Raw genomic sequence first — 12,832 nt, 5'->3', positions numbered from 1 at the left:
GCAGGAAGCCTCAAATCACTACCCCGCTTTCTTTCGCCCGCAGGATGTGACGCACATAGGCTGCTCCGCTGGGCGTGTCGAACCAATCGATCGGCCGTAGGCCGTCGAAGGCGTAAGACGGCGTGAGCAACCACCGTCCGAGCCAGGCGTCGACCGCAAACGCTGGATCCGCCGACCTTTGCGCGATCTCTCTAGCGAGGCCCAGGGTCTTCAGCAGCTCGATGCACCTGAGGGTTGGCATGCCTTGCACCCGATAGTCATTGCGAGCAAACCGGGATTGTTCCGGAACCCCCAACACGCCAAATAGCTCGATCGGCTTCCATCGAAGCGCGGCTGCGAGGTCTTTGATGAACCGGATCTCTATACCGTGGTGCTCGATCGCGATGCGCTCGGCAAACGCGTCGGCAGACCAAAGATCAACCAGCTCATCGAGCGAACACCCGCGCATCAGATCACGCGGTGTCAGTGGAGGCGGGGCGACTCTGGCCATGGTTGACGCTCAAAGTACGCCAGATGGCGGCAGGGATTGCGATGAGGCGGTTGAACTTTGGGCGAGGTCCCGCACCTACGCTTTGTGATGGCGCGAGCTAGGCCACAAGCGGACTTTCCGTTCGCCTTCTGGCGAACAAACTGCTGCACAAACCAACAGGCGGGTCTCAAAACGCAGATAGAGACTCTGTAGATCAGATAGCGTGCACTAACTTTGACTATCAAATTGACTGAATTTCCTACCGAATTGAATGACTTGCCACAGCGGCACCCGTCTGAATAAACAGGCCCTATATCGTCGATCAGGGAACTTGACTGGACATTTAGCACTCACCGGCATAGAGTGCTAATCATCCCGCTGTATTCAGTGAAAGGTAAGACAAATGACTCAATCACTTGCCCTGAGCCCGGCTGCCAGTCCGTTCGCCAGCGGTCAGAGTCTGATGGTCTCGATGTCTCGCCTGCCCGCGCTGGGCAACATCGACGCCTACATCTCGGCCGTCAACCGCATCCCGCTGCTCACGCATGAAGAAGAGCAGCAGCTCGCCCGTGATCTCCGCGACCGCGAGTCGGTCGAGGCAGCCGGAAAGCTGGTGATGTCGCACCTGCGCCTGGTGGTCAGCGTCGCACGCAACTACCTCGGCTACGGCCTGCCCCATGCCGACCTGATCCAGGAAGGCAACATCGGCCTGATGAAGGCGGTGAAGCGCTTCGACCCGGATCGCGGCGTGCGCCTGGTCAGCTTTGCGCTGGCCTGGATCAAGGCCGAGATCCATGAATACATCCTGAAGAACTGGCGCATGGTCAAGGTGGCCACCACCAAGAGCCAACGCAAGCTCTTCTTCAATCTGCGCAGCATGAAGGGCGATGCCGGCACGCTGGACTCCGCCGCCGTGCAGCGCATCGCCGACACGCTGGAGGTCAAGCCCGAGGAAGTGCGCGAGATGGAGACGCGCTTCTCCGGCGGCGACATCGCGCTGGAAGGCAACCCGGACGACGGCGAGGACGCGATGGCCTTCGCGCCCATCGCCTACCTGGAAGACAGCCGCACCGAGCCCACCCGCGTTCTGGAGATGAAGGAGCGCGATGCCATGTCGTCCTCCGGCATCGAGGCCGCGATGGCCAAGCTCGACGACCGCAGCCGCCGCATCATTCAGACCCGCTGGTTGAACGTGGCCGAGGACGGCAGCGAGCCGATGACGCTGCAGGAGCTGGCCGATGAATACGGCGTCAGCGCCGAGCGGATTCGCCAGATTGAAAGTGCCGCGCTCAAGAAGATGCGTGGCGCACTCACCGAGTTTCAGGCCGGCCGCTGAGCGCAAGCACCCGCGACTGACCTGATCCTGCGCTGCAAGCAAAGCGGTCTCTCCTCCTCTCTCCCACCCGCACAGCGCAATCCAGACCCCGGCAGGTCGCCCTGCCGGGGTCTTTTTTCGCAAAGACGTTCAGTTCGGCCTGACCCGAGAGCGTGTGAACGACGCAACGCTCCAGAGCGCGCAGTGAGACCGGTTGCGACTTGCACCAAAATCACGCGCCATGACTCACAAGCCCTTGTTGTGCGCGTCTGCGCTGCTGTTGTGCGCCTTCTGCCTGCATGCCGTGCCAGCCGCTGCCAGTCCGGCCGTGATCCAGCTGCTTGACGAGGCCGAGCGCCTGGAGGCGCGTGATCCCAAGTCCGCCATGCAGCGCACCAGCGAAGCCCTCGCCGCGCTCGACGCGCAGGGCGCCGCCGCGGACGAGGGTTTGCGCCGCCGCGCGCTGGTGCAGCGCTGCTGGCTACAGGCCAGCAACCGCCTGACTGACCCGCTGCTGGATGTCGACAAGACGCTGGCTTCGCCTCTGTTTGGCACCTGGGATGCGCAACGCGCCGAGCTGCGTCTGTGCCGCGGTGCGCTGCTTGTCAATCAGCGCACCCTGAACGAAGCCAGCCGCGAGTACGAGGCCGTGCTGGCCGAGGCCGAGCGCCTGGGCAACCGCGCGCTGCTGGCCGACGCATTGACCCTGCGCGCCGAGATGCGCACTGAACTGGCCGATCACGCCGCCGCGCTGGCAGACCTTCAGCGCGCCTACGACATCAACACGCAACTTGCGCGCAGCCGTTCACAGCAGCAGGTGCTCAACAACATTGCCAATCTCTATTCGGACAACAATGTGGGCGCCTACGAGCAGGCGATTGACCACTACAAGCGCCTGCTCGATCTGCAAAAGGCCGACCAGGCCGAACGAGACGCGGCGGTGACTTTGCACAATCTGGCCGCTACCTACGAGGCAAAGAAGGATTTTCCCCAGGCGCTGGCCCTGTTCCGACAAGGCCGCGAGATCGAGCAGAGCCTGGGCCTGCAGGCCGAGACGATGCAGGCCAATCGAGCCATTGCGAGGACACTGATCAAGCTGGGTCAGCCTGAGGACGCACTGCCCATGCTGGACGAAGCGCTGCGTTTCTTCGAGCGCGCCGGCGATGAGGACAGCGTCGCACAGATGCGCACGACCCGAGGCGTTGCCCTACAGGCTCTGGCCAGGCCGCGCGACGCCCTGGTCGAACTGAACGCCGCGCTGGCCGTGTTCGAGCGCCAGAGCGACGACGCCTTCATCGAATTCATCGAGGGCCAGCGCGCCCTCGCCTTTGCGGCGCTTGGCCAGTGGAAGGCCGCCGCGCAGGCCCGCGAGCGGCAGATCGCACTGGTGCGCACGCTCACCGAGGCGGCGCGCAACAAGCAGTTCGCCCGCCTGCAGGTGCAGTTCGACACCGCCCGCAAGGAAGAACAGAACGCTGCGCTATTTGCCGAGAACACCGCGCGGCGTCAGGCGCTGGAAGATGCCGGCCGCATCCAGCGCCTGCAGTGGCTGCTGATTGCCGTGGGTGGCGTGGGTCTGCTCGGTCTGGCGGCCATGACCTGGCGGCAACTCACCTTGTCGCGCCGCATGCGCGATCTGGCCTTGAGCGATGAGCTGACGCGCCTGCCCAACCGGCGCAACCTGCTGGCCCAGGCCCAGCTGCGCATGGACCAGGCCGACGAAGACAAGGTGCCGCTGTCGGTGCTGGCGATCGACATCGACCACTTCAAGCGAGTCAATGACGTCTACGGCCACGAGGCGGGCGATCTGGTGCTGCGCCGCGTCGCGCAGGCCTGCACGGGCGCGCTGCGCACCAATGACGTGATCGGCCGCGTGGGCGGCGAAGAGTTCGTGGCCGTGCTCTCGGACGCCGACCGCGAAGTGGCGCGCGCCGTGGCCGAGCGCATGCGCAGCGCCGTCGAAGCCCTGCGCTTTCCGGATGTCGACCCCGGTCTGCGCGTGACCATCAGCCTGGGCGTGGCGCAACGCGGCGAGCTGGAGCCCATGCTGGCGCCGCTGGCCGCCCGAGCCGATGCCGCGCTCTACCGCGCCAAGCAGGCCGGCCGCAACCGCATCGAGGAATAAGCGCGGCCGCGTCGGCCCAAAGCAAAAGAGCTGCGCCTGAGGTGCAGCTCTTTTGCGTGATGTATCGTTTTCGGCCGAACTTCTATGGAAACCAGAAACGCTCAATATCCGCGCATTTCATGCGGAAAATAAGTGATCGCTCATTCATAAATCGTCCATTTTCGGCCAGATTTAGATCACTTGGCAGCCACCACCGAGCCGGAACCTGCAATGGACTTCTTCACCGTCGGGTTGCCCTGGTAGCTCACGTCGCCGCTGCCGGCGATCGACACGTCCAGGTTCTCGCACTGGCCAAGGCGCACATCGCCGCTGCCGGCAATCGAGACGCGCACGCTCTTGCCGTTCAGGCGGCCGGCCCAGATGTCGCCGCTGCCGGCCACACTGAAGTGCTGGTTGTCGGCCCGGCCATTGATGCGCAGGTCACCGCTGCCGGAAACCGCGCCGCGGAAGTCCGTGACATTGGCGGTTTCCACGCGCAGGTCGCCGCTGCCGGCAATGCTGGCGGCAAAGCGCGCGCCTTCCACGCGGTCCACGCTCACATTGCCTGAGCCGGACAGGCCCACGCCCTCAAGCTTCTTGAAGTTCAGCGTCACTTCCAGCGGGCCGCGGGTGTTGATGCTGACATTGTTCTTCAGGCCGATCACCAGCGCGTCGCCCTCCATGCGGGTCTCGATCAGCGGCTCGATGTTCTCGTCGGCCCGCACGGTCAGCACCTCCTTGTCGCTGGCGCGCATGCGCACGTCCATCGGCCCACGCACCTTCACCTGCGAGAAGGACGGAATCTCGCGCGCCTTCTCGACCACCTTGCCATTGCCTTCCACGCGGGTGCCGCCGCCCCACCAGGACAGGCCGTTGATCGAAATGGTGGTGCGCGTGCCGTTGGGCGTCTTTTCCTCGTTGGTCTCCACCGTCACGGTTTGCGCGGTGGCCACATGCGCCACCGTGAGCAGGGCGGCGGCCAGGGCCAAGCGGGGCAGGGTCAGAGCGAGGCTCATATTGGATCTCCAGTGCGTTGCTGTGCGAATTTGCGGTGACCGGCTGCGGCGGCGCTCCCGGGCAGGATGCGTTTTCAGCGGCCTTGGCGGCATTGTTCGGTGAGCGCCGACCCGGCGCGAGCGGACTGCGACAGACTGCAGATGGCCGGGGACAGGCTGCATCAGACCGCCCGGCTGGAGGCGGGGCTGGAGGTGGGGCTCGAAGCGCGCGCTGCGGCTGGCACATCGTGCAAAAATTGCACTTTGCTGCGGTCGCAAATGAACATTCTGTTTCAAAGCGCGTCGCATTGACGGCTGATCCGCATGGCCCCGCCGTCGAAAATTGCGCACTGCAGCAGCGCAGCGGCGCTCCCGCCCGAGGAGCTCCTGCTTCGTACCGCGCCCCAAGTGCGCCCGACACCCGAAGGCGCCGCCCAGGCGCAACCCGCCCGGCACGCGGCCCCCACCCGCCCGCGCCGGGCACCCAAACCGCTGGCATCCCATCAGGAGGCTCGTTGGATCGAACCTGGTCCCCGCTCGTTGTGTGCATTTCGCTGCTCGGCCACTGGCTGCGCGGCGTGCGCAGGGCTGCCCGGGTGCTGACGCTCGCGGGCCTTGGGGGCCTTGCCGTGCCGCTTGCGGCATGGGCGCAGGCGACCGCCGCAGCCTCCACGCCTGCCCAGCGCGCCTTCGGCTTCGACGACGTGGCCCGCGAGGCCCGCGCCCTGGCCGCGCAGCCCTGGCGAGCCGCTCCACCCGCAGACCCGCGCCGCGCCGCGCTGGACTACGACGCCGTGCGCCGCATCCAATTTCGCGCGGAGGCCTCGCTCTGGCGCGGTACCGGCTCGCCCTTCGAGATGCAGTTCTTCCCCGTCGCTGGCGCCGCTGCGGTGCGCGAGCTGCGCCTGTTCGAGATCGAACAGGGCCAGGCCCGCGCGCTGCGCCTTCCAGCCCGCGTCTTTAACAACGACGGCGTGCTGCCGCCCGAGCCCCCCGACGCGACCGCCCCCGTGGCCGGCTGGCGCCTGACCTATCCGCTCAACGAAGGCGCCAAGCAGGACGAAGTGGTGGCCTTCGTCGGCTCCAACTACTTTCGCGCGCTCGGCCAGGGGCAGCGCTACGGCTTGTCAGCTCGCGGCATCGCCATCGACACCACGGGCGGCGCGCCCGAGGAGTTTCCGGACTTCACCACCTTCTGGTTCGAGCGGCCCGCCGCCGGCAGCAAGCAGTTCGTGTTCTACGCCCTGCTGGACGGCCCGCGCGTGGCGGGCGCCTACCAGTTCACCCTCCAGCCGGGCGCGGCCACCGTCACCACGGTGCGCGCTCAGCTGTTCCTCCGCGCAGGCAGCTCGCCGATCCGCACCCTGGGCATCGCGCCGCTCACCAGCATGTTCCTGCACGGCGAAAACCAGGCCAGCAGCACGGGCGACTTCCGCCCCGAGGTGCATGACTCCGACGGCCTGCAGATCGAGACTGCGGCTGGCGAATGGCTCTGGCGGCCACTCACCAACCCGGCGGGCGTGCTGGTCACGTCCTTCGCGCTGAATTCGCCGCGCGGCTTTGGCCTGATGCAGCGCGACCGCAGCTTTGCCAGTTACGAGGACATCGAGGCCCGCTACGAGGCGCGGCCCAGCGCCTGGGTGGAGCCGATCGGCCAATGGGGCGAGGGCCGCGTGGAGCTGCTGCAGTTCCGCACCCCGGACGAAACCCACGACAACATCGCCGCCTTCTGGGTGCCCGCGCAGCTGCCGGCGCCCGGCCAATCCATTGACCTAGCATGGCGCATCCATTGGCAAGGGCCAGCGCCGGGCGGCGCCGACCGCAGCCCACCCGGCGCCCGGGTGCTGCAGACCCGCAGCGGCTACGGCTATTTCAAAGGCGAGCGGCCAGCCGGTCTGCACAAGCTGGTGATCGACTTCTCCGACACGCCCCTGCCCGCGGGCGTGCTGGCACAGGACGTGCAAGCACGCGCCAGCCTGGGCGCCAATACCAAGCTGCGCCGTGTGCACACCTATCCCAATCCGGTGCGCGGCGGCTGGCGCAGCACGCTCGAGTTCGAACGGCTGGATGCCAGCCAGCCGGTGGAGCTGCGCCTGTACCTGCAGGCTGCTGCCGGTGCCGCCACCCACGCGTTGAGTGAAACCTGGTCCTACGTTCTGCCCCCGCAATAAGAGGAATCCGATCCCCTATGGCTGAACCTGATGTCCTGCAGCGTTCATTGAAGACCACCGTGCCGGCATCGGCACCCCGGACAACGCCCTGCACGGCGCCCCCCGTCCGGCGCACGCCCATGCCGCGCCGCCCCTGGACGGGCCTGGGCCGCGGCCTGCTGCGCGGTCTGCTCCTGATGCTGCCCGGAGCGAGCCAGAAGGGCTTTACCTGGCACACCCAGCCGCCGGCCGCCTGGGAAAGTGCCGCGCACACGCGCCGCCGCGTGCTGCTGGGCGTGGTACTGGGCTTTGCGGCGCTGGCGGTGACCCTGCTGGCGGTGAATGCGCCGGTGCAGCCTTCGGCCCTGTGGTGGGCCTATGCCACGCTGGCCGTGCTGCTGCTGGCCTGGGTGGGTGCCGGCACCGTCACGGCGCTGATGGGTGCCTGGGTGATACTGCGCGGTGATCCGCATGCGCTCGCGCTGCCCGAGGAACGCGCGCCGATCGACACCGACGCGCGCACCGCGGTCATCATGCCGATCTGCAATGAGGACATCGCCACCGTGTTCTCCGGCCTGCGCGCCACGGCGGAATCGCTCGCGGCCACCGGCGCGCTCAAGCTTTTTGACTTCTACATCTTGTCGGACAGCACCGACCCGGCGATCCGCGCGGCAGAGCTGTCTGCCTGGCAGCGCATGCGCGATCTGCTGGGTGACAAACCCATCGGCGAAGGCGCGCGCGTGTTCTACCGCCTGCGCCGTCGCCGCACAGGGCGCAAGGCCGGCAATGTGGCGGACTTCTGCCGCCGCTGGGGCGCCAACTACCGCTACATGATCGTGCTGGATGCCGACAGCACCATGCATGGCGACACGCTGGTGAAGCTCGTGCGCCTAATGGAAGCCCACCCGCGCGCCGGCATCGTGCAGACGCTGCCGCAGGCCTATGGCCACAACACCCTGCATGCCCGCGTGCAGCAGTTCGCCACCCGCGTCACCGGCCGGCTGTTTGCGCTGGGCATGGCCTACTGGCAGCTCGGTCACTCGCACTACTGGGGGCACAACGCCATCCTGCGCGTGGACGCTTTCATGCAGCACTGCGGGCTGGCCCATGTGCCCGGCCGCGGCAGTCTGGCGGGCGACATCCTCTCGCACGACTTCGTGGAAGCCGCCTGCATGGGCCGCGCCGGCTACGAGGTCTGGCTCGCACCGCAACTGGAGGGCAGCTGGGAGCAGTTGCCGCCCAACCTGCTCGATGAACTCGACCGCGACCGCCGCTGGTGCCGCGGCAACCTGCAGAACGCGCAGCTCATTGCAGAGCCCGGCTGGCAGGGCGTGCACCGCGCGATGTTTGCCATTGGCGCACTGTCCTATGTGATGGGCCCGGTGTGGCTGGTGTTCGTGGCGCTCGGTCTGTGGGCTGGGCATGAGGCGGTGGTGCAGAACCAGACGGCCGGTCTCGCGCTCTGGGGTCTGACCCTGGCGCTGCTGCTGCTGCCGCGCGCACTCGGCGTGGCGGCGGTGCGCCTGCACGGCCAGCAGCACGCCTTTGGCGGCACGCTGCGCCTGATCGGCAGTGCGCTGCTGGAACTCGCCGTGTCTGCACTGCAGGCGCCGGTGCGCATGCTCGCGTACTCCACCTACGTGCTGTCCACTTTCACAGGCCTGAAGCTCGAATGGCGCTCGCCGCCGCGCGATGCGCTCGCCATCGGCTGGCGGGACGCCTTCTCGCGTCTGGGCATCCTCTGCACGCCGCTGTTGCTGCTTGCAGCGTGGGTGCTGACGAACGATGCGCTGGTCGCCCCACACATCGCGCCGCTGACCGTGGCGCTGGTGCTGGCCATTCCCGTCGCAGTGTGGACCAGCCACCCGGCCCTCGGTGCCGCCCTGCGCCGCCTGCGCGTGCTGCTGGTGCCCGATGAAGCGGCCACGCCGCGCACCCTGCGCCACGCCATGGCGCAGCGCGGTTTTGCCGACCTGCTGCCGCATCCGGTACCCGCACTTGCAAGCGTGGGTGGCAGCGCAGCGGCTGCCGCTCCAACAATCGTGCCCCGCCCTGTGCTTGACGCTGCGCCCGGCTGGCGCGCGGCCTTCGCGCAGGGTCTGTCACGCGCCTGGTCCGGCCCCGCGCTCAAGATCGCGGCGCTGGCCCTGATCGTCGCGCTGCCGCACCAAGCACAGACCCCGGATCTGCCGCAGGAGGTTCGCATGGCGCAGCTGCGTCATGCCGAAGAAGTGGCGCGCCTGCAGGCGATGGCGGGCAGCTTCCGCGTGAGCTACAGCGACGCCCAGCGCCCGCGCCTGCGCCCCACCCGCCCGGCACGCATGATCGACGAGGCTACGCGCGAACGCGCGCGTGAAGCCGTGCGCCGCGCGCAGGACGAGGTCCACGATCAGGTCTCGCGCCGCGCCAAACCGGTGATTGCCGGCAACCCAAGTGGCGTCATCTCGGGACTAGCCGCCTGAAGTGCCAACGGGTATCCGCTCACGCGGATACCCGTCAGGAACTCGATTGTTGCGAGGTAAGGGCCTAGCCAGCCACTAGATCAGAGCAGGGCGCACTGCCCCTGCTTCTGCGCGGCACGGTTGCCCGCGCCGCTGGGTGCCGGCGTATTGCCCTGGCATTGCAGGTTGCCGCTGATACGGTTGGCTTCGATGCTCAGCGCGCCGCGATTGTCTTCAGCCTGCACGTTGCCGCCCACGCGCGTGCCGCGCAAGGTGGTCGGTCCGGTGCCAGCCATCAGCTGCACGTCGCCACGCACCTCAATGGCGTCAATGACCGCACTGGCCACAGCCACCGCCTGGATCGCCCCGGTGACGACCGTCGCACCGCTCATGGTGAGGCTGGCTGCGCCGTCGGCGCTCACCGAACCTGCGATGCTGGCATCGGCCACTGCAGCGCGGGCACCAGACTCCAGCTCCAGGTTTCCGGTCAGTCGGGTGCCCGTCAGTGAACAGCTCGCCCCGGCCGGCACCACCACGTTCTGGAATGTCTGTGCCGGCAGCGAGAGTCCTGCGCAGACCACGTTGCTGCCTTGCGGCGGTAGTGTCGGCGGCGTGGCTACACCCCCCGAACCGCCAGAGCCTCCTGAACCCGCGCTCGTGCATTGGTCCTCAAAGCCCGCCGAGTTGCCCGAGGTGATTGGCGCCGGCGTGTTGTCTTTGCACTGCATGTTTCCGCGCACAGCGTTGTTTTCGATGCGCACCCCGCCGGTGTTGGCAAAGGCCTGCAGGTTCCCGCGCACCTCCATGTCGCGCGTATCCACAGGCCCTTGCATCTGCTCGAAGAGCAAGTCGCCCTGTACGACGCTGTTGATGATGCGCGCGGTAGTGCCCCGTTTGATCTGGATTGCTCCCACGATCTGGCTGCGCCCCTGAAGAAGCACATCCGCCGCCGCCTCCGCCTGCAGATTGCCGGCGATGCTGACCCCGGTGGCCACCACGGAGGCGCCTTGCTGCACTTCGAGCGTTCCGATCATCACGGTGCCATCGAGCTGGCAGCTCGCGCCGGCAGGGACGATGACGGAGTCCAGACGCACCGCGCCGATCACCAGGTTTTCGCACCGTACGTTGCCACTCAGATTTGCCGGGGCCGGAGCCAGCGTCTTGCCGGTCACACTCGTGGCCACCGGCGGCAGGGCCGAGACGGGTGCTGGCGGGGCCGTACCCGCCTCGCCGCCACCGCCGCAGGCCGCCAGTACAAGGAGTGCGCCAAGGCAGAGCGTCAATGGAATTCGCTTTGTGCTGATCGAGTTCATTTCGGTTTCCTTTCACAGTGCTCAGGCTGACGGGTGCTAGCTGAACTGCACTACCTGAGAGACAAGTTGCGACTGCGGCGATCTGCTCAGCGCCAGCCAAGAACGTCATGGCCACGCCGCGTCATGCAGCGCTCCACGTGGTTGCGGTAGACCTCATCGGGTTCGTTCAGAAGCACATCGCGCACGATTGACCCCGCCGCCGCGGCAGCGCCCCCGGCTCGCGTACGCAGGCCGGCATCCTCGCGCTTGACCAGCCCCCAAACACCGCCGGCTACCGCGCCGACAGCAGCGGCCACACCAGCGTTGCGAAGTACGGTCTTGGGATCGTTACCGCGGCCAACCGCGCGGTCAGCCGCCTCCATGCACTCGGCTACATGACGATCGACCCGCGAACGCTCTGCGCTCTGTGTTGCCGTAGCCGCGCTGGCGCTGCCCGTTGCACGCGATGCTGGCTCGACCTGCGCGCCGTAGATCACCGGGCGAGGCCCGGCGCAGCCAATCAGCAGTGCTGCAGCACACACGGCCAGGGCGGCGCGGTAGACAGGCAGGCGCACTCGGCTGCCTGCAGTGGTGTGAAGTTTGAACATGACAGACTCCGATTAAGAGAGCGATTCAGTGCAGGCGCGGGGTGAAGCTCAGTGCCGCAGCCCGGCGGCTGCGTGCGGCCCTGAGTTGGGCAACGTGCCGAGACACGCGCACCTGCATGGAGATGTTTCTCGCTGCCGCCGTGCGACCGGCGCGCGGCGCCTTACGAGGTGCGACACAGGTCATCGGGGTGCCTTGGGCGAGCCGGTAACCCACTGCCACCATGCGGATGGCGTCCTCGGCGGCCCGCATCAACCACTTGCCCGCGTGCGCGATGGCATCGTCCAGGCTGCAGGGTCGCTTGACGATGCTGGCGAAGGCGTCGATGCCGTGCGCGAAGTTGGCGGCGGCACCCTTGCCGATCGTGCCGGCAAGCGCGATCACGGGCAGGCCACGGCGCTTGGCACGATGCGCGACTTCCGCTGGAATCTTGCCGAAGGGCGTCTGCCCATCCAGGCTGCCCTCGGCGGTCAACACGAGATCGGCCTGACGAATCAGCGCATCCAGTTCGAGGTACTGCATCACGATGTCGTAGCGGGGGTGCAGTGCACCGCCGAGCAAGCCGACAAAGCCGGCGCCGAGCCCGCCGGATGCACCACAGCCAGGCGCCTGTCCCAAGTCGAGCCGGGTCTCCGCACGGATGCAAGCCGCATAGTTGGTCAGCGCGATCTCCAGCTGGTCGACCTGCTGGGCGCTGGCGCCCTTTTGCGGCCCGTAGATCCGGGCGACGCCGCGCGGCCCGAGCAGCACGTTGTGCCAGTTCACAGCAGCATCCAGCTTGACGCTGCGAAGGCGTCGATCCATCCCGGAGAAGTCGATGCGCGCAAGGCGGACGAGCTCGGCGCCCCCTGGGCCGATCTCCTCACCAAGCACGTCCAGCAGCTTGATGCCCAGGGCCTGTGCCATGCCGGCGCCGCCGTCATTCACGCCGGAATCACCGCAGCCCAGCAGGATGCTTTCCGCACCGGCGTCCAGCGCGGCGCGGATGAGTTCGCCCACCCCGCGGCTGGTAGTCAAGGTCGGATCACGCTGATCGCGCGGCACCAGACGCAGCCCTGCCGCAGCTGCCATTTCGATGACTGCCGTGGGACGGCTGCGGCCGCCCAGCATGCCGAAGAAGGCATCCACGGGCTGGCCCACCGGGCCTGTGACCCGCACGGGATGCATCGTGCCGCCGGTGGCGCGCACCAGCGCCTCCGTGAAGCCCTCGCCTCCGTCCACCAGGGGTGCACAGATCACGCGGGCATCCGGCAGAACTCGATGCACACCTGCGGCGATGTGCTGCGTGACCTCATCGGCCCCCAGGCTCTCCTTGAATCCGGACGGCGCGACCAGCACGGTCAGCGGGCGAGCCATCAAGGGGGCAGGCGTCAGGTTGATGGGTGTGTTCATGCTGGTTTCTCCGGGGAGGATGTGGTGGCTTGTGACTCACAGAGCCGCGAGCTGTGTCTTCGATACCG

The 12,832-nt window shown here is 67.3% G+C and carries 9 protein-coding genes; 4 read left to right on the top strand and 5 right to left on the bottom strand.

Translation table 11 applies throughout. The features are described from left to right. Positions 1–10 precede the first annotated feature (10 nt). Entirely contained in the window at positions 11–490 is a 480-nt protein-coding gene (locus ACMDW7_RS02800; RefSeq protein ID WP_377305775.1) for an antitoxin Xre/MbcA/ParS toxin-binding domain-containing protein, read from the bottom strand. A 442-nt stretch (positions 491–932) separates the two neighbouring features. Between ACMDW7_RS02800 and rpoH the strand changes: the two genes are divergently transcribed. Further along, the gene (rpoH, locus tag ACMDW7_RS02795) at positions 933–1,805 is read left to right on the top strand and encodes an RNA polymerase sigma factor RpoH (protein WP_377306164.1); all 873 of its coding nucleotides are present in this window, start codon (positions 933–935) and stop codon (positions 1,803–1,805) included. A gap of 220 nt (positions 1,806–2,025) precedes the next feature. Further along, the gene (locus tag ACMDW7_RS02790; protein ID WP_377305777.1) at positions 2,026–3,909 is read left to right on the top strand and encodes a diguanylate cyclase; all 1,884 of its coding nucleotides are present in this window, start codon (positions 2,026–2,028) and stop codon (positions 3,907–3,909) included. A 176-nt stretch (positions 3,910–4,085) separates the two neighbouring features. On the opposite strand, the gene ACMDW7_RS02785 is transcribed toward ACMDW7_RS02790, so the two are convergent. Next, positions 4,086–4,904: a head GIN domain-containing protein gene (locus ACMDW7_RS02785; RefSeq protein WP_377305779.1), complete on the bottom strand. Its 819-nt coding sequence runs from the start codon at positions 4,902–4,904 to the stop codon at positions 4,086–4,088. A gap of 494 nt (positions 4,905–5,398) precedes the next feature. Here ACMDW7_RS02785 and ACMDW7_RS02780 point away from each other — a divergent pair, with 494 nt between their 5' ends. Continuing rightward, positions 5,399–7,054 (top strand): glucan biosynthesis protein, encoded by a 1,656-nt coding sequence (locus tag ACMDW7_RS02780; protein WP_377305781.1) that lies wholly within the window; start codon positions 5,399–5,401, stop codon positions 7,052–7,054. Between the two features lie 17 nt (positions 7,055–7,071). Continuing rightward, complete coding sequence (mdoH, locus tag ACMDW7_RS02775) at positions 7,072–9,495, top strand: glucans biosynthesis glucosyltransferase MdoH (protein WP_377305783.1); 2,424 nt, start codon at positions 7,072–7,074, stop codon at positions 9,493–9,495. 80 nt (positions 9,496–9,575) lie between these two features. On the opposite strand, the gene ACMDW7_RS02770 is transcribed toward mdoH, so the two are convergent. The 3 genes from ACMDW7_RS02770 to ACMDW7_RS02760 all read right to left on the bottom strand — a co-directional run bounded on the left by ACMDW7_RS02770 (position 9,576) and on the right by ACMDW7_RS02760 (position 12,764). Continuing rightward, positions 9,576–10,787 carry a hypothetical protein gene (locus ACMDW7_RS02770; RefSeq protein ID WP_377305785.1) on the bottom strand — a complete coding sequence of 404 codons (1,212 nt, stop codon included), beginning with the start codon at positions 10,785–10,787 and terminating at the stop codon, positions 9,576–9,578. 86 nt (positions 10,788–10,873) lie between these two features. Next, positions 10,874–11,374 carry a hypothetical protein gene (locus tag ACMDW7_RS02765; protein ID WP_377305787.1) on the bottom strand — a complete coding sequence of 167 codons (501 nt, stop codon included), beginning with the start codon at positions 11,372–11,374 and terminating at the stop codon, positions 10,874–10,876. Between the two features lie 25 nt (positions 11,375–11,399). Further along, positions 11,400–12,764, bottom strand: a complete 1,365-nt coding sequence (locus ACMDW7_RS02760; RefSeq protein WP_377305788.1) for a glycerate kinase — start codon at positions 12,762–12,764, stop codon at positions 11,400–11,402. Positions 12,765–12,832 lie beyond the last annotated feature (68 nt).

The sequence above is a fragment of the Piscinibacterium candidicorallinum genome, assembly GCF_047549485.1.
Classification (GTDB): Bacteria; Pseudomonadota; Gammaproteobacteria; order Burkholderiales; family Burkholderiaceae_C; genus Piscinibacterium; species Piscinibacterium candidicorallinum.
This window is presented reverse-complemented; position numbering and strand designations above follow the sequence as displayed.